At 64.2% G+C, this 26,443-nt stretch carries 30 protein-coding genes; 8 read left to right on the plus strand and 22 right to left on the minus strand.

Annotated elements, in window-relative coordinates; translation table 11 throughout:
• Window positions 1–23: 23 nt before the first annotated feature.
• The 14 genes from folP to ACOOE1_RS09945 form a co-directional block, all read right to left on the minus strand.
• On the minus strand, window positions 24–1,055 hold the full coding sequence (gene folP, locus ACOOE1_RS09880) for a dihydropteroate synthase (RefSeq protein ID WP_420406179.1): 1,032 nt from the start codon (window positions 1,053–1,055) through the stop codon (window positions 24–26).
• 106 nt (window positions 1,056–1,161) lie between these two features.
• A complete protein-coding gene (gene ftsH, locus ACOOE1_RS09885) occupies window positions 1,162–3,096 on the minus strand; it encodes an ATP-dependent zinc metalloprotease FtsH (RefSeq protein WP_420406180.1) in 1,935 nt (644 codons plus the stop codon).
• Between the two features lie 46 nt (window positions 3,097–3,142).
• On the minus strand, window positions 3,143–4,510 hold the full coding sequence (gene tilS / locus ACOOE1_RS09890) for a tRNA lysidine(34) synthetase TilS (RefSeq protein ID WP_420406181.1): 1,368 nt from the start codon (window positions 4,508–4,510) through the stop codon (window positions 3,143–3,145).
• Window positions 4,511–4,535: 25 nt separating this feature from the next.
• On the minus strand, window positions 4,536–5,630 hold the full coding sequence (gene ybgF, locus ACOOE1_RS09895) for a tol-pal system protein YbgF (protein ID WP_420406182.1): 1,095 nt from the start codon (window positions 5,628–5,630) through the stop codon (window positions 4,536–4,538).
• Window positions 5,631–5,816: 186 nt separating this feature from the next.
• Complete coding sequence (gene pal, locus ACOOE1_RS09900) at window positions 5,817–6,335, minus strand: peptidoglycan-associated lipoprotein Pal (protein ID WP_420406183.1); 519 nt, start codon at window positions 6,333–6,335, stop codon at window positions 5,817–5,819.
• Window positions 6,336–6,502: 167 nt separating this feature from the next.
• Window positions 6,503–7,873 (minus strand): Tol-Pal system beta propeller repeat protein TolB, encoded by a 1,371-nt coding sequence (gene tolB / locus ACOOE1_RS09905; RefSeq protein WP_420406184.1) that lies wholly within the window; start codon window positions 7,871–7,873, stop codon window positions 6,503–6,505.
• Between the two features lie 35 nt (window positions 7,874–7,908).
• Window positions 7,909–8,874 carry an energy transducer TonB gene (locus ACOOE1_RS09910; RefSeq protein WP_420406185.1) on the minus strand — a complete coding sequence of 322 codons (966 nt, stop codon included), beginning with the start codon at window positions 8,872–8,874 and terminating at the stop codon, window positions 7,909–7,911.
• Window positions 8,875–8,878: 4 nt separating this feature from the next.
• The gene (gene tolR, locus ACOOE1_RS09915; RefSeq protein ID WP_420406186.1) at window positions 8,879–9,328 is read right to left on the minus strand and encodes a protein TolR; all 450 of its coding nucleotides are present in this window, start codon (window positions 9,326–9,328) and stop codon (window positions 8,879–8,881) included.
• 3 nt (window positions 9,329–9,331) lie between these two features.
• A complete protein-coding gene (gene tolQ / locus ACOOE1_RS09920) occupies window positions 9,332–10,063 on the minus strand; it encodes a protein TolQ (RefSeq protein ID WP_420406187.1) in 732 nt (243 codons plus the stop codon).
• A gap of 7 nt (window positions 10,064–10,070) precedes the next feature.
• Window positions 10,071–10,577, minus strand: coding sequence for a tol-pal system-associated acyl-CoA thioesterase (gene ybgC / locus ACOOE1_RS09925; RefSeq protein WP_420406188.1), 507 nt, complete (start codon window positions 10,575–10,577; stop codon window positions 10,071–10,073).
• On the minus strand, window positions 10,570–11,616 hold the full coding sequence (ruvB, locus tag ACOOE1_RS09930; RefSeq protein WP_420406416.1) for a Holliday junction branch migration DNA helicase RuvB: 1,047 nt from the start codon (window positions 11,614–11,616) through the stop codon (window positions 10,570–10,572). The genes ybgC and ruvB overlap by 8 nt, the downstream gene beginning before the upstream one ends.
• A gap of 29 nt (window positions 11,617–11,645) precedes the next feature.
• Complete coding sequence (gene ruvA, locus ACOOE1_RS09935) at window positions 11,646–12,275, minus strand: Holliday junction branch migration protein RuvA (protein WP_420406189.1); 630 nt, start codon at window positions 12,273–12,275, stop codon at window positions 11,646–11,648.
• Window positions 12,272–12,850 carry a crossover junction endodeoxyribonuclease RuvC gene (ruvC, locus tag ACOOE1_RS09940; protein ID WP_420406190.1) on the minus strand — a complete coding sequence of 193 codons (579 nt, stop codon included), beginning with the start codon at window positions 12,848–12,850 and terminating at the stop codon, window positions 12,272–12,274. Before ruvC ends, ruvA begins: the two co-directional genes overlap by 4 nt.
• Before the next feature lie 36 nt (window positions 12,851–12,886).
• Window positions 12,887–13,639, minus strand: a complete 753-nt coding sequence (locus tag ACOOE1_RS09945; RefSeq protein ID WP_420406191.1) for a YebC/PmpR family DNA-binding transcriptional regulator — start codon at window positions 13,637–13,639, stop codon at window positions 12,887–12,889.
• 421 nt (window positions 13,640–14,060) lie between these two features.
• Between ACOOE1_RS09945 and ACOOE1_RS09950 the strand changes: the two genes are divergently transcribed.
• Together ACOOE1_RS09950 and ACOOE1_RS09955 are read left to right on the plus strand one after the other, a co-directional pair.
• On the plus strand, window positions 14,061–14,624 hold the full coding sequence (locus tag ACOOE1_RS09950; protein ID WP_420406192.1) for a response regulator: 564 nt from the start codon (window positions 14,061–14,063) through the stop codon (window positions 14,622–14,624).
• A 10-nt stretch (window positions 14,625–14,634) separates the two neighbouring features.
• A complete protein-coding gene (locus tag ACOOE1_RS09955; protein ID WP_420406193.1) occupies window positions 14,635–15,144 on the plus strand; it encodes a hypothetical protein in 510 nt (169 codons plus the stop codon).
• Window positions 15,145–15,152: 8 nt separating this feature from the next.
• Here ACOOE1_RS09955 and ACOOE1_RS09960 read toward each other — a convergent pair whose 3' ends face one another.
• The 4 genes from ACOOE1_RS09960 to ACOOE1_RS09975 form a co-directional block, all read right to left on the minus strand.
• Window positions 15,153–15,596 carry an acyl-CoA thioesterase gene (locus tag ACOOE1_RS09960; RefSeq protein WP_420406194.1) on the minus strand — a complete coding sequence of 148 codons (444 nt, stop codon included), beginning with the start codon at window positions 15,594–15,596 and terminating at the stop codon, window positions 15,153–15,155.
• The gene (locus ACOOE1_RS09965) at window positions 15,593–16,393 is read right to left on the minus strand and encodes an alpha/beta fold hydrolase (protein WP_420406195.1); all 801 of its coding nucleotides are present in this window, start codon (window positions 16,391–16,393) and stop codon (window positions 15,593–15,595) included. The genes ACOOE1_RS09960 and ACOOE1_RS09965 overlap by 4 nt, the downstream gene beginning before the upstream one ends.
• A 3-nt stretch (window positions 16,394–16,396) precedes the next feature.
• Window positions 16,397–17,704 (minus strand): O-acetylhomoserine aminocarboxypropyltransferase, encoded by a 1,308-nt coding sequence (locus ACOOE1_RS09970; protein WP_420406196.1) that lies wholly within the window; start codon window positions 17,702–17,704, stop codon window positions 16,397–16,399.
• 671 nt (window positions 17,705–18,375) lie between these two features.
• On the minus strand, window positions 18,376–18,972 hold the full coding sequence (locus ACOOE1_RS09975) for a UbiX family flavin prenyltransferase (RefSeq protein WP_420406197.1): 597 nt from the start codon (window positions 18,970–18,972) through the stop codon (window positions 18,376–18,378).
• A 159-nt stretch (window positions 18,973–19,131) separates the two neighbouring features.
• Between ACOOE1_RS09975 and ACOOE1_RS09980 the strand changes: the two genes are divergently transcribed.
• The gene (locus ACOOE1_RS09980; protein WP_420406198.1) at window positions 19,132–19,296 is read left to right on the plus strand and encodes a YdcH family protein; all 165 of its coding nucleotides are present in this window, start codon (window positions 19,132–19,134) and stop codon (window positions 19,294–19,296) included.
• An 86-nt stretch (window positions 19,297–19,382) separates the two neighbouring features.
• On the opposite strand, the gene ACOOE1_RS09985 is transcribed toward ACOOE1_RS09980, so the two are convergent.
• From ACOOE1_RS09985 to ACOOE1_RS09995, 3 genes are all read right to left on the minus strand, one after another.
• Window positions 19,383–20,162 (minus strand): 3-hydroxybutyrate dehydrogenase, encoded by a 780-nt coding sequence (locus ACOOE1_RS09985; RefSeq protein WP_420406199.1) that lies wholly within the window; start codon window positions 20,160–20,162, stop codon window positions 19,383–19,385.
• Window positions 20,163–20,170: 8 nt separating this feature from the next.
• Window positions 20,171–20,950 (minus strand): 3-hydroxybutyrate dehydrogenase, encoded by a 780-nt coding sequence (locus tag ACOOE1_RS09990; protein WP_420406200.1) that lies wholly within the window; start codon window positions 20,948–20,950, stop codon window positions 20,171–20,173.
• 84 nt (window positions 20,951–21,034) lie between these two features.
• Complete coding sequence (locus tag ACOOE1_RS09995; RefSeq protein ID WP_420406201.1) at window positions 21,035–21,217, minus strand: DUF1192 domain-containing protein; 183 nt, start codon at window positions 21,215–21,217, stop codon at window positions 21,035–21,037.
• A 199-nt stretch (window positions 21,218–21,416) separates the two neighbouring features.
• On the opposite strand from ACOOE1_RS09995, the gene ACOOE1_RS10000 reads away from it, so the two are divergent.
• Complete coding sequence (locus ACOOE1_RS10000; RefSeq protein ID WP_420406202.1) at window positions 21,417–21,983, plus strand: DUF1013 domain-containing protein; 567 nt, start codon at window positions 21,417–21,419, stop codon at window positions 21,981–21,983.
• 59 nt (window positions 21,984–22,042) lie between these two features.
• On the opposite strand, the gene ACOOE1_RS10005 is transcribed toward ACOOE1_RS10000, so the two are convergent.
• The gene (locus tag ACOOE1_RS10005) at window positions 22,043–22,744 is read right to left on the minus strand and encodes a ferredoxin (RefSeq protein WP_420406203.1); all 702 of its coding nucleotides are present in this window, start codon (window positions 22,742–22,744) and stop codon (window positions 22,043–22,045) included.
• Between the two features lie 192 nt (window positions 22,745–22,936).
• Between ACOOE1_RS10005 and ACOOE1_RS10010 the strand changes: the two genes are divergently transcribed.
• From ACOOE1_RS10010 to ACOOE1_RS10025, 4 genes are all read left to right on the plus strand, one after another.
• Window positions 22,937–23,938, plus strand: coding sequence for a GlxA family transcriptional regulator (locus ACOOE1_RS10010; RefSeq protein WP_420406204.1), 1,002 nt, complete (start codon window positions 22,937–22,939; stop codon window positions 23,936–23,938).
• A 99-nt stretch (window positions 23,939–24,037) separates the two neighbouring features.
• Window positions 24,038–24,724 carry an AzlC family ABC transporter permease gene (locus tag ACOOE1_RS10015; RefSeq protein ID WP_420406205.1) on the plus strand — a complete coding sequence of 229 codons (687 nt, stop codon included), beginning with the start codon at window positions 24,038–24,040 and terminating at the stop codon, window positions 24,722–24,724.
• On the plus strand, window positions 24,714–25,043 hold the full coding sequence (locus ACOOE1_RS10020) for an AzlD family protein (RefSeq protein WP_420406206.1): 330 nt from the start codon (window positions 24,714–24,716) through the stop codon (window positions 25,041–25,043). Before ACOOE1_RS10015 ends, ACOOE1_RS10020 begins: the two co-directional genes overlap by 11 nt.
• 80 nt (window positions 25,044–25,123) lie before the next feature.
• Window positions 25,124–26,335: a hypothetical protein gene (locus ACOOE1_RS10025; protein ID WP_420406207.1), complete on the plus strand. Its 1,212-nt coding sequence runs from the start codon at window positions 25,124–25,126 to the stop codon at window positions 26,333–26,335.
• Window positions 26,336–26,443 lie beyond the last annotated feature (108 nt).

Raw genomic sequence — 26,443 nt, forward strand, 5'->3', positions numbered from 1 at the left:
ACGATGAACGAACGGGGCGCAGTCTACCGCTCTCCGGCAACCGCCGCCCAGATTTTTAGCGCCTGCACGGTCTCGGCGACGTCATGCACGCGCAGCATCTGCACGCCCTGCTCGATCCCCGCAAGCGCGGCCGCAAGGGAGCCCGGAACCCGTTGCTTTGCGGCCTCTTCCCGACTCAGCAAACCGATGAAGCGCTTTCGCGAGACCCCGAGCAGAACCGGGCAGCCAATCCCGTGCAGCAGGCCGAGCCGAGCCAGAAGCTCGAGATTGTGCGTGGCGTTCTTGGCGAATCCGATTCCCGGGTCGACGATCAAGCGCGCACGGGAAATGCCGCCCTGCTCGGCCTCGCGGACCCGCTCCTCGAGCTCCTCCAGAACCTGCAGGGGAGAAAAATCATAGACCGCCTCGCCCTGCATGCTCTGGGGCTCGCCGCGCATATGCATCAGCATGGCCGGAACCCCGGCCCCGGCGACAATACGGCGGCTCTCGGGATCCTTGAGACCGGTAACGTCGTTCACGATGTCGGCCCCGGCATCGAGCGCGGCCCGCATGACGGCCGGGCGCCGGGTATCGACACTGATCACCGGGCGCTTCGCGCCGGCACGCCGGCGGATGCCTTCGATCACCGGCACGACACGACGCAGTTCCTCCTCGACCGGCACCGGAGCGGCACCGGGACGGGTCGACTCCCCGCCGATATCGAGAATGTCCGCGCCCTGCATCAGAAGCTCGAATGCATGGTCAATGGCGATGTTCCCGTCGGCGAAGTCTCCGCCGTCCGAGAAGCTGTCCGGGGTCACATTGACAATGCCCATGACCAGCGGCCGATCCTGCGGAAGGCCGCAAAGCGGCTCTCGCGCGCCAGAGAGCGTATCGAGCTCGGCGGCGACGGAGGCGGCGCAGCCTTCCTCGCCCGCCCAGCGAACGGCTTCGGCAATAGGAACCGGCCCCAACAGAAGAATCGCCTCGCGGGTTCGGGTGATGATCTCGACCATCGAGAAAGCGGCGGGGCCGCCGGCAAGCGGCCGCGCGATGCCGGCCTCGATCAGCCGCACCGCATTTTCTCCCCACAACAATCCCTCGGGGCGAAGGCGCACCCGGGCCCCGGATGGCAAAAGGCCGCGCCGAAGCGCGGCCTCTCGAAGGATTTCCACCATCGGGCTATTCGCCGGGCTGGGGATCGGGCTCCAGTCCACCACCCGGCTTGCCCTTGCCCTCGGCGCCGCCGGTCGGAACGGAAGACCGGCGTCCGGCACCGGGCTTCGGCCCGTCTTCCTTGTTTTCCTTGTGCAGGCTCTCGCCCGCCAGCAGGGCCTTGATCTCGTCGCCGGAGAGAGTCTCGTATTCGAGCAGCCCCTTGGCGAGGGTCTCCAGTTCGTCGTGATTGTCCGCGAGGATCTTGCGCGCGTCGGAATAGGCTTCATCGACGATACGGCGGATTTCCTCGTCGATCACCTTGGCGGTCGCGTCGGAGACGTTCTTCTGCTGGGTCACAGAGTGACCGAGGAACACCTCCTGCTGGTCCTGGGAATAGGCAAGGAAACCGAGCTTGTCGCTGAGCCCCCATTCCGTGACCATGCGGCGCGCCATGTCGGAGACCATGCGGATGTCGGACGAGGCGCCGGTGGTGACCCGCTCCTCTCCGAAGATGATCTCTTCCGCCAAACGGCCGCCGCAGGCGACGCGCAGGTCCGCATAGAGTTTGGCGCGGGAGAGCGAGATCCTATCGCCTTCCGGCAGGCGCATGACCATGCCCAGCGCGCGGCCGCGCGGGATGATGGTAGCCTTGTGGATCGGGTCGCTGTCCGGGCAGTGCAGCGCGACCACGGCGTGGCCGGCCTCGTGATAGGCAGTCAGGGCCTTTTCCTCGTCGGTCATGACCATGGAGCGGCGCTCCGAGCCCATCATGACCTTGTCCTTGGCTTCCTCGAACTCGGCCATGCCGACGACGCGCTTGCCCTTGCGGGCGGCAAGCAGGGCGGCCTCGTTCACGAGGTTGGCGAGGTCGGCGCCGGAAAAGCCCGGGGTACCGCGTGCGATGACCTTGGCATCGACATCGGGGCCCAGCGGGACCTTCCGCATATGCACTTTCAGGATGCGCTCGCGGCCGAGGATGTCCGGGTTCGGAACCACGACCTGGCGATCAAAGCGGCCGGGTCGCAGCAGCGCCGGGTCGAGCACGTCCGGGCGGTTTGTCGCGGCGATCAGGATCACGCCCTCGTTCGCCTCGAAACCGTCCATCTCGACCAGCAGCTGGTTCAGGGTCTGCTCGCGCTCGTCGTTGCCGCCGCCGAGACCGGCGCCGCGGTGACGGCCGACCGCATCGATCTCGTCGATGAAGATGATGCAGGGCGCGTTCTTCTTGCCCTGTTCGAACATGTCGCGCACGCGGCTGGCGCCGACACCGACGAACATCTCGACGAAGTCGGAACCGGAAATGGTGAAGAACGGCACGTTGGCTTCGCCGGCAATGGCGCGGGCAAGCAGCGTCTTACCGGTCCCCGGAGGACCGACGAGCAGACAGCCCTTCGGGATCTTGCCGCCAAGGCGCTGGAAGCGCTGCGGGTCCTTCAGGAACTCGACGATTTCCTCGAGCTCGGTCTTGGCCTCGTCGATGCCGGCGACATCGTCGAAGGTGACGCGGCCGACCTTCTCGGTCAGCAGCCGGGCGCGGCTCTTGCCGAAGCCCATGGCCTTGCCGCCGCCGCCCTGCATCTGGCGCATGAAGAAAATCCACACGCCGATGAAGAGCAGCATCGGGAACCAGGAGATCAGGATGCCGAGCAGACCGGACATGCCTTCTTCCGGCGGAGCCGCGGAGATCCTCACGCCGCCCTCGCGCAAACGGTCCACGAGACCGGGATCGTTCGGCGCATAGGTCGCGAAATTGCGCCCATCGCTGAAATGCCCCTTGATCGTGTTGCCCTGGATCACGACGTCCGTGACCCGGCCCTGTTCAACGGCTCCCAGGAAATCCGAAAAGGCGAAGTTCGGATATGTGCCGGTCTTGTTCGAACTGTTGAACAGATTGAACAACGCGACGAGCAGGACGCCGACGATGATCCACAGTGCGAGATTCTTGCCGAAATTGTTCACGCTGATCGTGCCTCGGTAGGGTTCCTATACAGCCGGAGGCCCATTCTTAGACTTTCGCTCCGGCCCTGTCATCCCTGCTGACCCTGAACGCATCGGCGACCCAGGGTACAGCGGGACGGAATTCAATCTGGAGGCGACCGTCAACCGACTGCGCCACGCTTGTCCTCGACTCCGGAAAGTGGGGGGCAATGAGACGCCCGTCAAGGTCAGTCACCGCCGGAAGCGAAGAGCGGATGCACGCGGGCAGCACCGCCGCAGGCCTGCCTGGGTGCCGTAAACGCCGCAACCGGCGCTCCCCTTCACGGGTCAGCATGTGAACCCAGGCAGGGCGATCCGCCAGCCAGGCAATGTCAAAGCGGCCATCCCAGCGCGTCGCCGCGCCGGCCGCAAGAAATCGGGGCCGCGTGCCGCGCGGTGTCTCCCGCGCGATCCAGAGCCCCTCCCGATCTGTCTTCCAGACGAGACAGCCCGCAAGGGTAAGACGGGAAAAGCGGCCGTCGGCGACCCGGTCGTCGAGCCGCGCCAGACTCTCGCTGCGGGGCGGATAGTCTCCGCCGCCGATGGATTGCAACAGGCCGGAGAGGAGCTTGCGGCGCAAGGGAGCCGACAGCTCCGCGAGCGCATCCGGATCGAGACACGCAAAACCACGCGGGTCGAGCTGCCCGGTCTCGCGGAGGAACGCCGCAAGCGTCCCATCGCTCCAATCCCGGAGCCGTGCGAACACCGATGCCACCCGATGCAGCGCCGAAGCGTCCAGACCGGCCGCTTGCCGGCCGGCCGCTTCCTGGCGCACCCGCACCCGTTCGAAACGACGGTCCCGATTGCTCGGGTCTTCGATCCAGGCTTGCGCGTTGGCCAGGCAATGAGCCCGGAGGCGTTCCGGCGGGAGACCGAGGAGCGGCCGAAAAACGGGAACTCCCGCATGTAATTGACGCATGCGGATTCCCGCGAGCCCGTCCGGTCCGCTGTCCCTGCCAAGCCGCATGATCATGGTCTCGGCCTGATCCTCCAGATGATGCGCGAGGAAGAGCCCCCCTGCACCACGTTCACGGGCGCGATCGGTCATCAGCGAGAACCGCGCCGCGCGCGCCGCCGCCTGAAGGCCGGCCGCCGGTTTCCTAGCGGACCAGTGAAGGATTTCGGATGCGATTCCGCGCGCCTTTAGCCAGCGCGACACACGGGCGGCTTCCGCGGCGGCCTCCGGCCTGAGCCCGTGATCGACGATCAGGGCACAGAAGCGGTGGCCCGCGACGCTGCACCAGCGATCGAGGAGCAGGCAGAGGGCCAGGCTGTCGGCACCGCCGGAGACGCCGGCAAGGAAAAGAGACGGAGGCGCATCGGTCAGGGTCGCGTCCGCCGCGTTTATCAGTTGCCGGAATTCCTCTTCACCGACCGGGTCGGTGCCGACGGGCAAGAGTGTCCGCTGCCGCGATCCCGCGTCAGCAGCCGATGCGTTTACGCTCGGCATCCGCCCGGCGCTTGATGTTGTCCGACGCGTTGGGGAAATCGGCCCGTAGCTTTTCAAAGGTGACACAGGCATCTTCCTTGCGGTCCATGCGGGCAAGAGAAAAGCCGAGCTTCAGCAAATTGTCCGCAGTCTTCGAGCTGCCCGGGTAGTCGGTATAACCGGTCGCGAAGGTCTTCGCGGCAAGGGAAAAATCCTTGCGGACGTAATGTGTCTCGCCCAGCCAGTACATGGCATTGCCTGCAAGCGGGCTTTCCGGATGCCGTTCGAGAAACAGGCTGAGAGCTTGTTCCGCGGAATCGAAATCCTGTTTCTGCAAATAGGCGAAGGCATGCTTGTACTGTTCTTCGGGCGTCCCGTCGGGAAGGATCTGCGCGGCCGCCGGCGCGCTGGCGACGTCCTGCGGCTTGGCCGGTTCCGCAGGCGCGGTGTCGGCCGAAGATGCGGAGGCGGTATCTTCTTCGAGGGATTTGATCTCGGATTTCTTCAGATACCCGAACACACCCTGTCCCTGCCCCGGAACCGGCTGCGCCTCGGCCTGGGACGGCTGCGACGACTGGGCCGGCATGCCGGGACCCTGGCCGGCCGCGCCCGACTGCACCGGAGCGCCGCCCTGCTCCAGGGCCTGCAGGCGGAAGTCGATGTCGCGCACCAGCCGGTCCAGACGACCGGAATTCTGCTCGACGCGGAACTCGACCTCCTCGATCTTGCCGGTCAGCGAGCGGATCAGCGTTTCGAGCTGCTGCAGACGAACCTCGACCCGTGCGGCATGGCTGGTATCGAGCGGTGCCGGCTGCCCCGCGCCGGGGCGCGACGATCCGGAGCTGCCCGTGATCGGGGCCGGGCTGACAGGCGTTGCGGCGATCCCCGTGCCCGCTCCGGCGCCCGGGGTCGAGAGCGTGCTGCGATAGAGCTGGCGCTGCAGGTCCTGCATGTCGCGCTCCATCCGATCGAGCCGGTTAAGCAGGTTCTGAACATCCTGCGCCGAGACGGGTCCGACTGCCGCCACCGCCATCACGACCGCTGCGCCGAACAGACAAAACCCGCGCACTCCGTACCGCCTGATCATTCTTCAAACTCCCGGCCTCTGATTTACCGCGAAGCCCAGTGTCGCCCGATATTCGAGCAGGAATATGGCACCGTGACGGCTGCCTGCGCGGCCGTCCGAATCCGATGAAATCCGTGCTTGAAAAGACGACGCGCCGGCCTGGAACCCCAGACCGGCGCGGTCCTATTCAAATCAACCGGCAGAACCTTAGTTGATGGTGGTCACACCACGACGGTTCTGGGCCCAGGCTTCCTCGTTGCTGCCGAACGCGACCGGACGTTCTTTGCCGTAGCTGATGGTCGCGACCCGACCGGCATCAATGCCGAGCGCCACCAGGTAATCCTTCGCGGCGGACGCACGACGCTCGCCAAGGGCGAGGTTGTATTCCCGGGTGCCGCGCTCGTCGCAATGGCCCTCGATGGTGACCGTCACGCTCGGATACTTGCGCAGCCAGAACGCCTGACGCTCGAGCGTGGTGCGCGCTTCCGGTGTCAGGTCGTATTTGTCAAAATCAAAGAAGACCCGGTCTCCGACTTCCGCGACGAACTCCTCGCGGGAGCCAGGGGCCGCCGTAACCGCACCGGTCGAAGCCGATGAGGTCGCAGGCTGGTTCGCAGCCGGCACCGTCGATCCCGCGCCGCCCGACTGGGAAGCAGTCTCCTGGTCGGTCGAGCACGCGGCAACGAGCAAAGCCGCAGCCACGATTGAAAGAAACTTCTTAGCCATTCTAAACACCCCCACGGAAGTGAGCCTTCAATCCAAGTTAACGGTCGTGCCCCTGCGACTCATAGCCGGACGCGCCAATCCTTTGTGTTCTTTAACAGATTTCAACACGCTGGGATAGCCGCTCGTTGTCGGATTAGCTCTTTCGCGCGCAATATATTTGCACGCAGTCAGGGAATCAAGGGCGACCATGCGGGATCGGAGGCGTCGACCGGCGTGACAATTTCACGCTCATTATACCCTGTGAGGTCAATGGAATAGAGCTTGGTTTTGCCACCTCGACCGGATGAATCCGACGGGAACTGTTTGAAATATATCAATACTCGTCCGTTCGGAGCCCAGGTCGGCGCCTCTACGAGATACCCCTGGGAGAGCAGGCGTTCGCCTGTGCCGTCGGGTCGCATGACGCCGATATAGAACTGGCCGCCGGTCATCTTCGTAAAGGCAATCAGATCGCCGCGCGGAGACCAGACCGGCGTGGCGTAGCGCCCTTTGCCGAAACTGATTCGCCGAACGTTGCCGCCGCTCGAATCCATCACGTAGATTTGTTGAGTGCCGCCCCGGTCGGAGTTGAATGTGATCCGGGAGCCGTCCGGCGAATAGGTCGGGGACGTGTCGATCGACGGACTGTCGGTCAGACGCCGCAGCCGGCGGGTCGCCAGATCCATCGTGAAAATGTCGGTGATTCCGTTGCGGGCGAGACTCATGATCACCCTGTTGCCGTCCGGCGAGAAGCGCGGCGCGAAGGTCATGCCCGGGAAATCGCCGAGAACCTCCTGCTGCCCGGTCTCGATGTTGAAGATATAGACCCGCGGCTTGTCGTTGTAATAGGCGAGATAGGTGATCTCCTGCAGCGTCGGCGAAAACCGCGGCGTCAGGACGAGATCATTGCCGTCTGTCAGGAAACGGTGATTGGCCCCGTCCTGGTCCATTATGGCCAAACGCTTGGTGCGGCGATCCGGCGGTCCGCTTTCCGCGATATAGACGATGCGGGTATCGAAATATCCGCTTTCTCCGGTCATGCGCTGATAGATCGCGTCCGAGATGATATGCGCGACACGGCGCCAGTTGGCCGGAACCGTCGTGTATGCGTTCGCCACCATCTGCTGTTCCGCGAAGACGTCCCAGAGCCGGAATTCGACCTTGACCGCTCCGCTCGCCTCGAAGCTGACAGCGCCGTGCACCAGCGCCTGCGCGTTGATGATCCGCCAGTCACCGAAGCGCGGCAGGGCGCTCAGCGAGACGTTCTGCTGGATGAAAGCCGACTTGTCGATCGGTGCGAAGAGCCCCGAGCGCTCGAGGTTGGCGGCGATCACTGCCGCGATATCGCGGCCGATCTGTGCGCTTTCCCCATTGCCGCCGCCGAAATCCGCGATTGCCACGGGCAGCGGATCGACCTTGCCCTGGGTGATGTCGATCCGCAGTTCGGCGCGTGCCGCACTCCCGAAACAGAACGCGGCGAACAGGGCCGGCAGCAGTAGGCGCCAGAACAGTACGACAGGTGAAAACTCGGCAGTGCGGGACAGTCCAGCGAACCTCATGATCGGCCTCTCAAGTCGGTCGTGATCGCAGATCTTCACAGCAGATCCCTCGGATTGAAGGTCATGGTGATCATTCTCCATGACTCGTATTTCTCCGGCGGCAACGGAAGCTTGCCGCAGCTCAGAACCGCCCGCCGCGCGCTCTCGGCCGCGGTGCGGAAAAAGGTGTCGCGGGAGAGCCGCGACTGATCGACGATGCGGGCGTCCCGCACGGTGCCGTCGGCATTCATCTGCAGCACGATCTCGATAAAGAGATCCTCGGCATCCTTGGCGCCGGCCGGCACGTTCCAACACTGCGCGATCTGCCGGCGGACGGCGTCGATCTCGCTGATCGAAACCTTGTTCTCCGGATCGAAAGCCTTGTCAGAACGACTGCGGGCAGGCGCATTCAGCTTGGCCAGCACGTCCTTCAGCGGATCCGGTTTTTCCTCTTTCTTCGGCTCTTCCTCTTTGGGCTTGGCCGCGACAGTCGGTTCGGTCTTCTCGAGCGTCTTCAGCAGGCGCGAGAAATCCTGCTTCTTCTCGTCCTTCTTTGGCTTCTCCGCCGTCTCCTTCGGATCCGGCGCGGGCGCGCGCGGTTTCGGGCGCGGCTTCGGTGCCGGCTGCGGCGCCTGTGCGACCTTCTCCGGCTCAGGCTCCTTTTCGGGGGCCGGCTTCGGAATCGGCGCCGACTCCGGGACAGGCTCGGGGGCTTCCGCGACCGGCTTGGGTGCCGGCTCCGGTGTCGGGGCGGGCGGAGGCGGTGGCGGGGCTTCCGCCTTGGGCGGCGGAGGCGGGGCCTCCTGCGGTTCGGGCTGCGGCGCTTCGGGCTCCGGCTCCTTCGGTTTCTCCGGCTCGGGCATCGCGGTCGGGGTATTGGTCACCTCGGTGACCGGCACCATATCGACGATCACCAGCTGCTCCGGGAGGATATCGTCGTTCCGGAGCTGGGGCAGGCCGAACCAGGCGAAGGCAAAGACCGCCGCGTGCAGGCCGACAGATATGGTGAGCCCCGTCCGCATGGTGCTAGCGCGTTCCCTTCATCGCGTCGGGAATCTCGGCAAGCAGGGCGACCTTGCTGAAGCCGGCGGCACTGATCAGCCCCATCACTTCCATCACCGTGCCGTACTGGATCGCCTTGTCACCGCGCACAAAGATCCGCACGTCGGGACGCTGTCCCGTGACGGCATTCAGCCGCGGCACCAGATTCTCGCGCGGTACCTCTGTTTCCTGAAGGAAGATCACGCCCTCCGCATTGACGGAGACCACCAGAGGCTCGACCTCGTCGGTCAGCTGTGCCGCCTCGGTCTTCGGCAGATCGACAGGCACGCCGACGGTGAGCAGCGGCGCCGTCACCATGAAGACGATGAGCAGCACCAGCATGACGTCGACCAGCGGCGTCACGTTGATTTCGCTGAGCGGCCGGTAGCGGTTCCGTCCCTTGCCGCGTCCGCTTGCGATCATGGAAGCGGCCATGGCTCAGCCCCCCTCGTCGAGCTGACGCGAGAGGATCGAGGCGAATTCGGCGGAGAAGCTCTCCAGCCGTCCGGCAAAACGGCCAAGGTCGGTCGAGATCTTGTTGTAGGCGATGACCGCCGGGATGGCGGCGATCAGGCCGAGCGCGGTGGCGAAGAGCGCCTCGGCGATCCCCGGCGCGACGACCGCGAGCGAAGTGTTCTTGGTCGCGGCGATGGACTGGAAGCTGTTCATGATGCCCCAGACCGTGCCGAACAGGCCGACAAAGGGCGCGACCGAGCCGACCGAGGCGAGGAAAGTCATGTGCTTTTCCAGACGGTCCATTTCCCGGCCGATCGAGAGGTTCATCACCTGTTCGATGCGCTGGCGCAGGCTGGCCCGGATATCAGACCCCTTGGAAGTCAGCCCCTTCGCTGCGGAACGGCGCCATTCCCGCATCGCGGCGGAGAAGACGGCGGTCATCGGGTCGCCCGGCTGCCCGCCGATCCGGTCGTAGAGATCCTCCAGTGAGCCGCCGGACCAGAAGCTTTCCTCGAATTGCTCGGCCGCCCTCGACAGGCGACGCAGTTTCATCGTCTTGTCGACGATGATCGCCCAACTCCAGACCGAAGCGAGGATCAGGACGACCATCACGGTCTTCACGATCCAGTCCGCGGCCAGAAACAGGCCCCAGATGCTCATGTCGGTGGCGGCCGTACCCCCAAGCGCTACGGTGTCGACGACTGTCTGTTCCATCTAGATGCTATTCCCCGGATTCCTGAACGTCCGCCTTCAGCGGTTCCTGGTTCGTCCCAGCCATGGTCTGCCGGCCCAGTTTTTCCCGGACCACGTTCGGGACCCTGACCGGCCGGCCCCTGCCGTCGAGACACGCGATCGTGCTCACGACGCGGACCAGATAGCCGTCGGCTCCCGCTTTTCCGATTTCCTGCTCGACCTCGAAGGAGGCGCCTTTGATCTCCGCGATCCGCGTCGAGATCTCGAGCGCGTCGTCGAGACGGGCTGGCAGGCGGAAATCGATCTCGCTGCGCCGGACCACGAAAACAACGCCGTCCGTCTCGGAGAGTTCCGATTGTGAGATACCGAGATCGCGCAGATATTCGGTCCGGCCGCGTTCCGCGAAGCGCAGGTAGTTCGCATGATAGACAACACCGCCGGCATCCGTGTCCTCGTAATAGACCCGGGCGCGAAGCACATGGCTCCCCTCCGCCGTGAACGAGGTCACCGCAGGCGTCAGCTTCCGCTCAGACATCGCACCCCTCGGAATCGTCTTCGAGAAGCGTCATCTGCGCGACTTCGGCCGGCGTGCGGTTGGGCGCGGCAAGCCCGAGATAGCGATAAGCCGCCTCGGAGAGCACGCGGCCGCGCGGTGTCCGCTGCAACAAGCCCTGCTGGAGCAGATAGGGCTCGATCACTTCCTCGATGACGTCGCGCTGTTCGGAGAGCGCGGCAGCCAGCGTTTCCGCGCCGACCGGACCGCCGCCGTAATTCTCGGCGATGCAGCGCAGATACTTCCGGTCCATGGCATCGAGCCCGCGCTCGTCGATATCGAGCCTGTTGAGCGCGCCGTCAGCGGCCTTCTGGTCGATCTCCTCGACCCCCGCCACGGCGGCAAAATCCCGAACCCGGCGCAACAGGCGGCCGGCGACCCGCGGCGTTCCGCGTGAACGGCCGGCAATCTCCGCCGCGCCTTCGGGCAGCAGATTCATTCCCAGCAGCGCGGCTCCGCGCATGACGATGCTCTGCAGTTCTTCCGGATTGTAGAACTGCAGGCGCAGCGGAATGCCGAAACGTTCGCGCAGCGGCGTCGTGATCAGGCCGGAGCGCGTCGTGGCCGCCACCAGAGTGAACGGCGGCAGATCGATGCGGATCGAGCGCGCGGCCGGCCCCTCGCCGATGATGAGGTCGAGCTGAAAGTCCTCCATGGCGGGATAGAGCACTTCCTCTACGGCAGGATTAAGGCGATGTATCTCGTCGATGAACAGCACGTCCCTGGCCTGCAGATTGGTCAGCAGAGCCGCGAGATCGCCCGCCTTGGCGATCACCGGACCGGAGGTGGCTCGGAAATTCACGCCGAGTTCGCGTGCGACGATCTGGGCCAGCGTGGTCTTGCCGAGGCCGGGCGGTCCGAAGAACAGGGTATGGTCCATCGCCTCTTCACGCGCTTTCGCCGCCTCGATGAAGACCTTGAGGTTCTCCCGGCTCTGTTTCTGGCCAACGAAATCGTCGAGCGTGACCGGCCGGAGCGCGCGCTCCGGCGTATCTTCGACGGCCCGCTCGCCGTCGACCAGGCGGCCGCCGTCCTCGTCTTCCCAGGCGCTCACGAGGCAAGCTCCTTCAGGCCGCCTGTGATGAGCTGGTCAAGCCCGGCATCGGCGCCGGCGGACTTGGCCGCCGCATGGACCGCTCCGTACGCGATGCTGCGGTCGTAGCCAAGATTGACCAGAGCGGAGATCGCGTCCGCCACTGCGGCGGATTCGCCGGCGGGCGATAGCCCCTTCCCCTTGCGGGAGGATGCCGGGGCGGCGACGTCGGCGCCGAGCGAGACGTTCACCGCCTTGTCCTTCAGTTCGTTGACGATGCGCCCGGCGAGTTTCGGTCCGACCCCGTCGGCGCGGGTCAGCATCTTGGCATCGCCGGCCGCAACGGCCCGGATAATCTCGTCCGGCGAGAGCGCGGACAGGATCGACAGGGCCGCCTTGGCGCCGACCCCCTGCACCGTCTGCAGCATCCGGAACGTCTCCTGTTCCGCCTTGTCGGCGAAGCCATAGAGATGGATATGATCCTCGCGGACATGGGTCTCGACATGTACCGATACCTCGCCGCCCCGGTCGCCGAGCTTCGACAGCGTCCGGCTGGACGCGAAGATCAGATAGCCGACGCCGGCGACGTCGATCACCGCGGAGCCGTCGGCGACGGAGTCCAGGATCCCGCGCAGTTTCGCGATCACAGCCCCATCTCCTTCCTGAGCGCCGCCTGCACGGCCTTCTCGTAGCCCCCGGTTGCGGACTGCTTTCGGATCCGGGACACCCCGACGGCATCGCCGAAGGCATGCCGGCTCTGGGCAAAATGCGCGTGGCACACGGCGACCGCCAGTGCATCCGCCGCATCCGGCGTATCGAACGCGGCATCCGGCAGCAGCTTGGACACCATCACCTGGATCTGCTCCTTGTTGGCGTGCCCCGCCCCGACCACCGTCTTCTTCACCCGGTTCGGCGCATATTCTGTGACGCGCATACTCTTCTTCGCCGGCGCCAGCAGCACCGCGCCGCGGGCCAGCCCGAGTTTCAGGGTCGATTCCGGGTTCTTGTTGACGAATGTCTCCTCGACCGCCGCCTCGTCAGGGCGATGGGCCTCGATGATCTCGAGCACACCGTCATGCAGTTCCAGAAGCCTCTCGGCGATGCTCAGGGACGCCGTTGACCGCAGCGTCCCGTTGGCGACGTGACGCAGACGATTGCCATCCACGTCTATGACGCCCCAGCCGGTGAAGCGGAGTCCCGGATCGAGACCGAGAAGCCTCATGTCAGCTGCATCTCCCCAGTTTCCGCAAAGCGGCGATCAGGCTGCCGCCGTGAGCTTGCGCATGACGTCATCCGGAATCTCGAAGTTGGCCGAGACCGACTGCACATCGTCATTGTCCTCAAGCACCGCCAGCAGCTTCATGATGGTTTCGGCCTGCCCCTCGTCGACGGGCACCGTGTTCTGCGGCTTCCATGTCAGTTCCGCGTTCTCCGGCGCGCCAAACTGCTCCGACAAGGCTTCCCGAACGGCACTCAGTTCGTCAGGCGCACAGGTGACCACGTGACCGTCCTCGGAGGAATCGACATTTTCCGCGCCGGCTTCGAGCGCCGCCTCGAACATCGCATCCGCGTCGGCTTTGTCAGCCGGGTAGCTGATCTGCCCGATCCGGTCGAACATGAAGCTGACCGAATTGGTCTCGCCGAGCGTTCCGCCGTGCTTGGAAAAGGCCGCGCGCACCTCGGACGCCGTCCGGTTGCGGTTGTCCGTGAGGGCTTCGACGATCATCGCGACACCGCCAGGCGCGTAGCCCTCGTAGCGGATATCCTCGTAGTTGTCGTCCTCCCCGCCGCCTTCCGCTTTCTTCAGGACGCGATCGATATTGTCCTTCGGCATGTTCGCCTCGCGGGCCGCCTGGATGGCGGAGCGCAGACGCGGATTGGATGCCGGGTCCGTGCTGGTCTTCGCCGCGACCGCGATTTCCCGGATCAGGCGCGTGAACAGCTTGGCGCGCTTCTTATCCTGCGCGCCCTTGCGGTACATGATGTTCTTAAATTGGGAATGCCCTGCCATTTCCTTCAGTCCTTAATGGAGTCTGGCTCTTGCGAATTGCCGGCGCGGCGGTTCATCGTCCGATCGGACCGGCGGGCCGGAACAATCTGCGAATCGGGCGCCAAGTCAAGGGCCCCGGACAGATTTATGCGCCACCGGACCGCAGATTTCCGCCAATCGAAGCCTGATCCAGCCTAGTCAATCTCGAGAATTTTTATACCAGATATTGTGTCGTTGCGCATCTCTGACGGCGTATCTTACAGCCGTCCGACAAATCCCCGCACGCGGCAATCGGTAATTTTATTCGCCACTTGGAATTGAGAGAGAAACAATCCGACTATAGCCTTACCTATCGGAAGTCGACTAAACTCGGCGATCTTTGCGTGATTTTCGAAGGTCCCCGAAAACTCAATGAATTGGGACCGGGGAAACAGGGTTGAACATGTCTCCAGGACCGATCAACGAAGCGCGCTTCCAGCGTCTCACCGTGATGATTGTCGAAGACAGTCAGCCGATGCGGGAAGTCCTGCGCGCGATGCTGCAGGCGATCGGCATCAAGAACATCGTGGACGCCCGGGACGGGAACCATGCCATCCGAAAGCTCAGCGAGTACCAGATCGACGTCATCATCACCGACTGGGTGATGGAAGAGATGGACGGGCTGGAACTGACCCGCTGGATCCGGACCTCCCCGCACAGTCCAGACGAATTTCTTCCGATCATCATGGTCAGCGGGCACACCGAAGCGCACCGCATCGAGATGGCGCGGGATGCCGGCGTCACGGAATTCATCGCCAAGCCGTTGACCGGCGTCGGCCTGATCCAGCGCTTCGTCGCGGTGATCGAACATCCGAGGCCCTTCGTGCGCACGGATAATTATTTCGGCCCCGACCGTCGCCGCAAGGTGGAGCCCTACGACGGCGAAGAACGCCGCGCCGCCGAGCTCCGCGACAGGGACGCAGGGAAGACAAAGCCGATGAAAACGCATAGCCACGCCGGTTCGTGAAAGGCTGCCGATGTCCCAGTCTCCAAAAAGCCAGTCGCCCCAAGGCTCTTACGAGGTGATCCATCAGCCGAACAAGCTGAAGGATCTGGTCGGCGGGCCGGCGCGCATGGACGAAAAGCTGATCGAGAAGGCGGAATCCGCACTGGCCGAAGCGATCGCCGGTATCGACCTCTCGGAGACCGCGAAGGAAAGCATCGAGAAGCTCGACGCCGCGGTCGAGCTGCTGAGGCAGGACGGCACGGAACCGGCAGGACCGGAACGCACGATCTATACGGTCATGCACGATCTCCGCGCCCAGGGGGCAAGCTTCGGCTACCCCATGGTCGAGAAGATTGCGACCTCGATGAACCGCTACCTGGAGCTGGGAGAGCCGGGCGCGCGGGGCCATAACGACATCGACGCGATCAGGGCGCATGTCGATGCGCTGAAGGCCGTTGTGGCCACGAAGATGAAAGGCGAGGTCGGCGCCATCGGCCAGCAGATCGTCGACGGCCTCTACAAGATCTCCCGCACCAAGTAACCCGCTCCCTATCGGTCGAGCAGCAATGGCTCCATCGCGGCCCGCATCCGGTCCGGGATCGGGACCGGGGTCTGCGTCTCGCGCTCGACATAGACATGCACGAAGTGACCGAGCGCGGCGATCTCGTCGTCACCGGCGCGGAACAGGCCGACATTATAGACCACGCTGGAACGGCCGATCTTCTCGACCCGGATGCCCGCCTCGACCACATCCGGAAAGACCAGCGACTTGCTGAACCGGCAACGCGTCTCCACGACGAGGCCGATCACCGGGCTGTTGTGGATGTCGAGCCCGGCCTCGCGGATCAGATGGCTGTTCACGGCGGTATCGAAATAGGAATAGTACTGAACGTTGTTCACATGGCCGTAGACATCGTTGTCCATCCAGCGGGTCGGGATTTCCAGCCACCAGCGGAAACGGTTCCGGGTCTCCCCGACAGCCTCCCCGCTCACGCCTTGCCTCCGAAGAAGTCCGCGAGCACGTCGAGGGTCTCGTCCGGCTGCTCGATCATCATCATATGGCCGGCACCGGGCAGCACCGCGGTCGTGCAATCCGCAAGCGCATCGGCGAGCGGGCGCGCCAACTTGGCCGGCGTCATCTTGTCGTCGGCGCCGCAGAGCAACAGTGTCGGACAGGACAGCTTCGCCGCCGTCTCCAGCGCTCCAGCGTAAGCGTCGCAGGCGGCAAGATCGGTCGCCAGAACGGCATAATCACCGGCTTCCAGCAGGCGCATGCTGGCACCCGAGACCCAGCTCCCGGGCGCCCGGTGGCCGCCGATCTGGGCCCGGCGCCCGACGCCCCAGCCGACCATGGTTTCCAGCGCCGCGTGATCGGAGCCCCGCGCCGCGCCGAGCAGATCGGGATGCACCTTCATTTCCGGAACCGACCCGAGCAACGCCAGCGCCTTCGCTCGGGCGCCAAGCCGGGCAGTGACCTCGAGGGCGACAAGCGCGCCCATGGAATGACCCATAACGACCACGTCGCGGGCCCCGGCCGCGTCCAGGGCCGCGACGCACCAGTCGGCGAAAGCCGGAACCGTCTCCGGCACCGGCCCCGCACTGCGTCCGTGCCCCGGCAGGTCGATTGCGAGCACGGAAAAGCCGTGATGCGCGAAATAACGCGACTGCAGGGACCAGACCGTATGGTCCATTCCTGCCCCGTGCAGCATCAGAAGGGTCGGCCTGGCACCGTCAAACGGACGGCCCCCGGTCGCCGCGAAGGCCTCGCGGCCGGCGACTTCGAATTTCATGACTTATCCTGCCTTGCGCATGGTCGCGGCGCGCAGCGCCTGCTTCAGGTCGGCGATCAGATCACCCACATCCTCCAGGCCTACCGAGAGCCGGACCAGGTCCTCGGAGAGTCCCGCTGCCTTCATGGTCTCCGCGTCCATCTGCTGGTGCGTCGTGCTGGCAGGATGAATGACCAGCGACTTGGCATCGCCGACATTGGCGAGATGGGACCAGACGCCGAGCCTTTCGATGAAGGTCTTCCCGGCCTCGCGCCCGCCCTTGATGCCAAAGGCGATCATGGAGCCGGCGCCTTTCGGCATGAGGCGTCTTGCCAGTTCGTGATCGGGATGGCTGTCCAGTTCCGGATAGAGCACCCATTCCACGGCCTCGGAGGACTCGAGGAAAGCCGCGACCTCCCGCGCATTGGCGACATGGCGGTCCATGCGCAGCGGCAGGGTCTCGATACCCTGCATCAGGTGGAAGGCGTTCTGCGGCGAGAGGCAGGCACCGAAGTCGCGCAAGCCCTCTGCCCGCGCCCGCATGCAGAGGGCCTGCGGCCCGAACTCCTCGGCAAAATCGAGGCCGTGATAGCCGGCATAGGGTTCGGTCAGTGTCGGGAACTTGCCGGAGGCTTCCCAGTCGAAGCGCCCGCCATCGACCAGCACGCCACCGATCGCGACACCGTGGCCGCCGAGCCACTTGGTCGCCGAATGCATGATCAGGTCTGCCCCATGGTCGAAGGGACGGCAGAGATAGGGTGTGGTGAAGGTGGAATCGATCATCAACGGAATACCCGCCTCGTGCGCCACCGCGGCGAGTGCCTCGATGTCGAGCACTTCGAGCCCCGGATTGCCGATCGTTTCGGCAAAGACCAGACGGGTCTCGGGCCGGATCGCCTTGCGAAACCCGTCGATGTCGCGCGGATGGACCTTGGTGGTCTCGATGCCGAAGCGCGGCAGGGTATGGCTGAAGAGATTATGACTGCCGCCATAGAGGGCGCTGGAGGCGACGATATGGGATCCTGCCCCCATCAGCGTCGCGATCGCCAGATGCAGGGCCGCGTGGCCGCTCGCCGTGGCAACCGCCCCGACGCCGCCCTCGAGCGCAGCCATCCGCTCCTCCAGCACCGCCACCGTCGGATTGGAGATCCGCGAATAGATGTGACCGGCGCGCTCGAGATTGAAGAGCGAGGCCGCGTGCTCGACGTCACGGAAAACATAGGATGTGGTCTGGTAGATCGGCACCGCCCGGGCGCCGGTATCGCTGTCCGGCTGCTGGCCCGCATGCAATGCGAGCGTGTCGAAGCCGAAAAGATTGCCGTCGGAAGCCATGCACTGTCCCTCCCTGATGGGCGCCGGTCGCGTTCGGGCGCGATCTTCGACGGATGCCTAGTCAGACGCAAGGAGAGTCGCAAGAGGTAATGGCTTCAGAGGGCGCCATCGCGGCTCCGGGAGTGCCCCAACACCTCCCGAAACCGCCGGTCCGGAATCGAAGGACCGCGCCGAAGCGCGGCCCTTCATCTTGTTCTTTTTTAGACTTTGAGCACCCTGTTCAACTTGCCCGCTGCAGACGGTAATGCCCCCACAGGAAATGTCAAGTCGGAGTCAGCAAGGCGACTGAAATGTTACAATGAACCGTTCGATCGAAGCCGTCGGTCCGCGCTATCCGGCGCTTCGCACGGGCAGAACCATTTGCCTGATTGCAACCGAAGCCCCTTGGATTTCAAGTGCTTTCGGCTCGATCCCCCAGGTCACGAATCCGATGCTTTCATTAGTGTGCGCGTGCTGCGCCCGCGAGATCCGAAACACCAAAATGTATGTCGGTGACGCCGTCCTCACGGCGCTCGGAACGCGTTCGGACACCGCTTTCCGATTGCAGGAAGTCGTCCTCGGACGCGGCACTGAAGGCCGCCGGAACGGTTTCGAGCGCTCTTTTCTGAGGGCGAGAAAGCCGGGGGCATCCAGCTCGCCGAGGAGACGGATGGAAAAACCGGCGGCAGGGCTCACGTCCCGCCCCTCTCCCGCCAGCGATGTACCGTCCCGCTGTCGAGATCGAAGAGATCGAGCACCCGTCCGAGCGAATGATCCACCATGCCGTCAATGTTCCGCGGCTTCGCGTAAAACGCCGGCACCGGCGGCGCAATGACAGCGCCCATATCCGAAAGGGCGAGCATGTTGCGCAGATGCCCGGAATGCAGCGGCGTCTCCCGCACCATGCAGACCAGTCTGCGCCTTTCCTTCAGGACCACGTCCGCCGCCCGCGTCAGCAAGGTATCGGTGACGCCGGTTGCAATCCCGGCCAGACTTTTCATCGAACAGGGCGCGATGATCATGCCGAGCGTGCGGAACGATCCGGACGCGACAGAGGCGCCGATATCCTTGTTGGCATGCACCACATCGGCCAGCTTCTCGACGTCGCGGACCTTGAGATCGGTTTCATGCGCGAGCGTCACTTCCGCAGCCCGGCTCATGATCAGATGGGTCTCGACACGTTCCTCGTCCGGTAGCCCCTTCAGGAGTTCGAGCAGCCGGACGCCATACACGATTCCCGAGGCTCCACTGATGCCGACGATCAGCCGCTTGTTTTGTGAATTTCCCATGAAAAAAATTTGCTTCGCGAATCCAGTGAGTTGCGCCTGTTAACCAAAAAACCCGGCAATTTGCCGGAGTACCTATCATTGCGCAAGCCCTAAAAGATACCTATCCTTTAATTCGTTAGAGTTGATCTCTCACGCATATCCGAAAGGAGGGCATTAGGCATGGCCGAAGCACAGCGTATCGAGTCGCTGAAGAAACGACACGAGACCCTGGAACGCACTCTGGAGACGGAACGAACTAGACCCATGCCGGACAGCGCGGCTATCGCAGAAATCAAACGCATGAAACTCGCGATCAAGGACGAGATGGCAAATCTCAGCTCCTAGCAAACCTGTCTGCCTATCAGGCGCTTTCAAACCAGAAAGCATAATCCACCCGCCGATAATTTCGGCGGGTGTTTGTTTTTCGGCTCCTAGAGCGCCGTCCAGCCCCCGTCCTGAGTCATCGTCGTCCCGGTCATGTTCGCCGCCGCATCGGCGCAAAGGTACAGAGCCGCTCCGGCCAACTGATCGAAAGTCGTGAAACGGCCGGACGGCTGTTGTTCGATCAGCAGCCGCCGGGTCGCCTTCCCCATGTCGACCCCGTCGCGCGCCGCCCGTGCTTCGATCTGCCGGTCGACGAGCGGTGTCTTCACCCAGCCGGGACAGATCGCATTACAGGTGACACCGGATCCGGCGGTCTCGAGCGCAGTGACTTTCGTCAGACCGAGCACGCCGTGCTTCGCTGCGACATAGGCGCATTTGTTCACGCCCCCTCCGAAGCCGTGATTGGAGGCGATATTGACGATACGGCCCCAGCCGCGGCGTCTCATGCCCGGAAGAACCGCCGCTGTCGCATGAAAGACCGCAGAAAGATTGATCGCGATCAGGGCATCCCATTTGTCCCGCGGGAAATCCTCGATCCGGTCCGTATGCTGGATCCCCGCATTGTTGACCAGGATATCGACGCTTCCGAGTTTCTCTTCGGTCGAGCGGACGAGGTCAGCGATCTCGTCCGCGCGCGTCATGTCGGCGCCATGATACCGCACGTCCACCCCATAACGCTCCGCAAGGCCGCGCCTTACCGTCTCGATTTCCGCCGCGTCACCGAAACCGTTCAGCACGACGGCCGCACCCGCGGCGGCAAAGGCCTCCGCAAGCGCCGCACCGATCCCGCTGGTAGAACCGGTGACGATGACAGCCCTGTCTATCATCGGGGCGGCTATTGTGCCGTCCAGCCGCCGTCGAGGGTCATCGTGGTACCGGTCATGTTGCTGGCCGCGTCGCTGCAGAGAAACACTGCGGCCGCCGCGAGCTGCTCGACCGTCGTGAACCGGCCGGACGGCTGCTTCTCGAGCAGCAATGCATCGGTCTCTTCTTCGATGCTGGTGCCATTCTTCTCGGCCCGGGCCTCGATCTGCGCGACCACGAGCGGCGTCTTTACCCAGCCCGGGCAGATCGCGTTGCAGGTGATTCCCGACTGGGCGTTCTCCAGCGCCGCGACCTTGGTCAGGCCGACGATGCCGTGCTTGGCCGCGACATAGGCGGACTTGTTTACCGAGGCGACGAGCCCGTGCGCGGAGGCGATATTGATGATCCGGCCCCAGCCGCGCCTCTGCATGCCTGGCAGGGCGGATTGCATGGTATGGAAGGCCGACGAGAGATTGATCGCGATCACCGCGTTCCAGCGGTCGGCGGGAAAGGCCTCGATCGGATCGGTATGCTGGATGCCCGCATTGTTGACCAGCACGTCCACGGATCCGAACTTCGCTTCGGCGCTGCGGACCATGTCTTCGATCTGTTCAGGCTTGGTCATGTCCGCGCCGTGATAGAGCACGGAAACGCCGAACTTCGCCTCCAGGGCTGCGCGGCCCTTCTCGATCTCGGCCGCGTCGCCAAGCCCGTTGATGACAATGTTCGCCCCCTCGGCCGCGAAGGCGGCGGCCATGGCCGCGCCGATCCCGCTGGTCGAACCGGTAACGAGTGCCGTCTTGCCCTTCATGGAATCATCCCCGTTGCATGCGTGCTGTCTTCGCTCCTGCGATATAGGGATTGCCGCCGCGCCGCAAGAACCGACACAAGACCGCTATTTCCTGAACAGCGACTCCGCCACCGAGGAGACCGAGCGTTTCTCGGCGATCGTCGCCTCCACGCGGGCGATCTCCTCCCGCATGTTCTCGATATAGGCCTCGAGATCCTCGATGTTCCATTTCGAGAGATCGGGCGGCTTGCGCAGCTTGTTTTTTGGCTCCAGATCTTCGAAATCCATCCTCATGCCTCCCGTCTTCCTGTCCGTTGCGCGTCCCGTCTCCGGGATGATGCAGCTTCTGGTGTCCGACACGGTGACTAATCGTTGGACCCTCTCGCATCTTGGTCTATATATCCACCCTTCAGAACAATTCGAACACCCAAGAACGAACGGATCGGCTTGCTGCACGTACGCAGCGCAGTCCGTCAAAGGAGAAACCATGGCGCAACCGCTGATGCCGAAGGCCACCGCCGTCTGGCTGATCGACAATACGGCGCTGAGCTTTGAACAGATTGCCGATTTCTGTGGCCTGCACGCTCTCGAAGTCCAGGCCATCGCCGACGGCGAAGTGAGCTACGGGATCCAGGGTATCGACCCGATCCAGAACGGTCAGGTCGCCCGCGAGGAAATCGACAAGGCGCAGGAGGATCCGGACTACCGGATGAAGGTCCAGGTCAGCACGCTGCCGAAACCGCAGGCGCGTTCCAAGGGGCCGAAATATGTTCCGGTCTCCAAGCGCGGCGACAAGCCGGATGCCATCGCCTGGCTGGTGAAGCACCATCCGGAACTGAAGGACGCGCAGATCGCCAAGCTGGTCGGCACGACCAAGGACACGATCAACAAGGTGCGCGACCGCACGCACTGGAACTCGCAGAACATCACGGCGCGGCACCCGGTGCTGCTGGGGCTCTGCTCGCAGATGGATCTCGATCAGGCCGTGACGAAAGCGGGTGGCACCGCCGCACCGCCGGAATCGCAGCTGGAATCGATTTCCGAAGTGCCCTGACCGGGTGCGGACGGATCGTCGGAACCAGGACGGCCGGTCAATGACCGGCCGTTTTTTTGTCAACCGCCCGAGTCGCCCTGGAACGCCGCCATGTGAAACCGCGCGTGGTCGTCCCGGTAGACGTAGGGCGCGCCGACCGGGCAGGCGCGGCGGGCCAGACAGGATCCGCCGAGACAAGCCGCCCCCGCCTCCGTGCGCAGATGGGCACGGCATGCGGATACGTCATACGCCGCGCCGTTGAAGGCGCCGACCGGACAGGCCGACAGGCAGGGACGGTCGCGGCACCTGTCGCACGGACTGGATGCGTCTGCCGATTCGGGAAGTTCCAGTCTCTCCGCGAACAGCAATGCGCCGCGGTAGCCGTGCCAGAGACCGTAAAGCGGATGGATCAGGATACCGAGCGGCGAGGGGAAGACCGGCTCGGCGCGCATCGCCCATTGCTGGAACGGCCAGTAGGGCGGCCCGTCCGACGGCATCACCGGCCGGCCTCCGAATGCGTCTCCGACTTTTTCGAGGACACTGCGGCTCCAACGATCGAGCGGATCCGGCCCCTCCGTCCGCGCGGCCCGGAATGCCGGCCAAATCGCGGAACCGACATGGCCGACGAGGAGAAGGGTCGCGACCGCTTCGCCCGATTCGAGGCTCAGTTCCCCGGCGTCGGGATGGAATCCGTTCCTTAGCAGGAGGCCATGCGCGGCCAGACACTGTCCGATTTCCTCGTAGACCCGCAGTGGGCCCGCATGTTCCGAAGCTGGCGCCATGTTCGAAATCGCCTAATCCCGACCTTGTGTTCCGAAGGCGACGCCACGAGAAACCGGGCATCACGAAAACACGTTTCCTTACATTATTTTATTTGCTAATGTGCCCCCAGTTGGCTTTATCCTTTTCCCGACACGGCGCCAAGCCGGGACGGGAAACGCAGAGCACCCGCGAGGCGGAGAGTATGGGCAAGGATGTTCAACGACCCTAATGACGTTCCGCTAACGGTTGATTTCTTTCTGACGCCGAATTTTTCGCTGCTCCCCTTTACGGCCGCGATCGAGCCGTTGCGCTCGGCGAACCGCATGTCCGGACGCACGCTTTATCACTGGCGCGTCTTCAGCGAGGACGGCAAGCCGGTCCCAGCGAGCAACGGTGTCGAGGTGATGACGATCGGGTCGGTCTTCGACCTGAAGGATTCAGATGTCATCATCGTCGCCGCCGGGATCGACGCACATCACTACAGGAATGACCGGGTCTTCGGCGCGCTGCGGCGCTTGTCACGGCAGGGAGCCGCGGTGGGCTCGGTCTGCACCGGCGCCCATGTCCTGGCCCGGGCAGGCTTGCTGGAAGACCGGCGCTGCACGATCCACTGGGAGAATCTCGGCGGCTTCGTCGAGGAGTTTCCGGAGATCGACGTCACTTCGGACCTGTTCGAGATCGACCGCGACCGCTTCACCTGTTCCGGCGGCACCGCGGCGCTCGACATGATGCTGCACCTGATCGCGCGCCAGCACGGCTTCAAGCTTGCGAACGAGGTCTCCGAACAGTTCATTCACGACCGTATCCGCGAGCCGCACGACCATCAGCGCATGGAACTGCGCGCCCGGCTCGGGGTCAGCCATCCGAAACTGATCGCCGTCATCGCGGAGATGGAGGCCAATCTCGAGGAGCCGCTGAGCCAGACCGCGCTGGCGGACAAGGCCGGGCTCTCGACGCGCCAGCTCGAGCGGCTGTTCCGCAAATACCTTTCCAGCACACCGACCCGCTACTACCTCAATCTCCGGCTGCAGCGCGCCCGTCAGCTGCTCGCCCAGACCAGCATGTCGATTCTCTCGGTGGCGCTCGCCTGCGGCTTCGTCTCCGCAAGCCATTTCTCGAAATGCTACCGGGAATGCTTCGGCCGTACCCCCAGGGCGGAACGCGCGGTCCGGCACGACGCGCCGACCCTGGTGATGCAGAAACTCGCCGGCTAGCCGGCGGGCGTTAGCCCGCCTAATTGCATCGCAACAAATTCTCGTTTGACGCAGCGGACGGCTTGCGCGCATCCCTTCCGTTCGAACGACGGGATGCGCATGGAAACGACTTTCACCACCGCCGGGCTGCGCCGCGGCATGACCCTGATCTGGCACGTCGCCATCAGCGGCTTCTTCTTCGCCATCGCGGTCGGCGTGGTCGCGCGCGATGCCGGCATGAGCTGGCTCGAGGCCGTCGTCATGAGCGGCGTCGTCTTCGCCGGCGCCTCGCAGGTTGCGATCATCGATCTCTGGCAATCGCCCCTGCCGCTGCTCGTCATCGCGCTCACGACCCTCGGCGTGAACTCGCGCATGCTGTTGATGGGCGCCTCCATGCGGGAATGGTTCCGCCCGCTGAAGCGCCGGACGATCTGGGCAAGCTTCTTTTTCCTGACCGACATCAACTGGGCCATGGCGATCGCCGAGCGGCGCAAGGGCGAGACCGACGCGGCGCTGCTCATGGGCTCGGGCATGCTGCTCTGGGCGACCTGGGTCACCGGAACGGCGATCGGCCACGCGGTCGGCGGGGCGGCGCTGGATCCGAAAGCCCTCGCCTTCGACGTGCTGGTGCCCGCCTTCTTCGTCATCATGATCAAGCCGATCTGGACCGGCCGAAAGCAGCTGCTGCCCTGGGCGACGGCAGCCGCCGGCGCGATCCTCGCCGACAGTTTCATACCCGGAAACGCTCATGTCATCGTCGGTGGAATCGCCGGCTCCCTGGTCGGAGGGCTGCTCCGTGACCGCTGATTTCCTCGCCCTCGACATGAGTTTCGACACCACCGCCCTGATTGCCATCCTGCTGATGGGCGCGGTGACCTATTTCACCCGCCTCGGCGGCTTCCTGATGATGCGCTGGATCCCCGAGGGCGGTTTCGTCTCCCGCTGGCTCTCTGCCATTCCGGGAGCGGTCCTGGTGGCCATCCTGGCCCCGACCGTCTGGAGTATCGGATGGATGGAACGGGCCGGACTGCTCGTCACCCTGGCGCTTTCTGCGATCGGCGCCAATTCCCTGGTCGCCGTCGTGCTCGGCACCGCGGCCGTTGCGGCCGGGCGGGCCCTGCTCTGAGCGCCGGACGGAACGGCGATTGCCATGTGAGGCGATGATCAGGCAGACTCCGCGGTGGCGTGCCACTTGCGGATCTACCGATGCGGACACAAGAAGCGGAACTGTTGGCGATCGCTGAAAGCGCGGAGAGCGACCGGGAGGATCTGACGGCCATCGTCATCGATCTCTCTTCCATTCCCCACATCGCCGACCCGATCTTCTTCCGAACACTCATCTCGCGCATCAATGTCGCGCCCGGAAAGCTCTACCGCCTGCCGCATCATCTGGTGGCGCTGGTCACGCCTCGAGAGACGGCGAAGAAAACCATCGCTGCGATCGACCGGCTCGGCGAATTTCTCAAGCGCAGCGGGCGCGGCGAGGCACGGCACCAGCAGTTCCCTCTCTCCACGGATGCAGGCAAACTCGCGAAGCTCTGCAAGAGTCTGATCGCAGAGCAACCGGACAACCCGCCGCCAGGCGACGATGACGGCGATCTGGCGGGCTTCTTCAGCCTGTTCGAATCCCTGCGCAACGCGGACATCTCGAATCTGGTCCGCGAGCAGACGATCTGGGATCTGTCGACGCCCCACGATCCCGTGCCGATGGCAGGCGCGCTCACCGTCTCGATCGACGCCCTCGACGACATGTTCGCCCAGGACATCCGCGCCAATCCCTGGCTTTTCGAGAAGATTATCGAGGTCATCGACGTTCGCATGCTCGATCACCTCGTCGAGGAACGGATGCAGACGGGCAAGACCTATACCGTCAATGTGAACAGCACCGTTGTGAACGAGGGCGAACTCGACGAGGCGTTCGACTTGATCCCGATGAACAGCCGCAAGCGCGTGATTCTCGAGGTCCCCTATGTCGAGGCGCTGCACGAGCCCGGTGAGTTCGACACGATGATCGACATCCTGGAGCGGGAACATTTCACGATCGCGCTTGACGGCGTGCGCTGGACCTCGCTCTCAAAGCTGGAGGTCGAACCGGAACGCTTCGCCTACGTCAAGTTCATGTGGGACCAGCATCTGAAGCCCGAGAATACGAAAGACTGGGCGGCCTTCGCCGACGCGCTGGCAAGGCTGGGCCCGGAAAACTGCATCGTCTTCAACTGCGTCGACGAGACGGCCATCTCCGCACTGGAGAAGCTCGGACTGTTCCGGTTCCAGGGCCAGGCGGTGGAAGACTATATCCGCCATGACCGCGCCGCTTTGCTGCAGGCCCATGTGAAGGAGGCGGCGCGGGAAGCGGTTGCCGACGAGACCGGGAACGGCAAGCCGAAGGCCGGCATCCTCGGCAAACTGTTCGGTTGATCCACATCATCTCCGGACGCGTGCGGATGCGGCATTGTGGGGCTTGATTTGCGCCCGGTCGACGCCGACGATGGGGCGCAAACAACCTGAATAGACAAGACGAGAGGG

The sequence above is a fragment of the Nisaea sp. genome (genome assembly GCF_965216895.1).
GTDB lineage: Bacteria > Pseudomonadota > Alphaproteobacteria > Thalassobaculales > Thalassobaculaceae > Nisaea.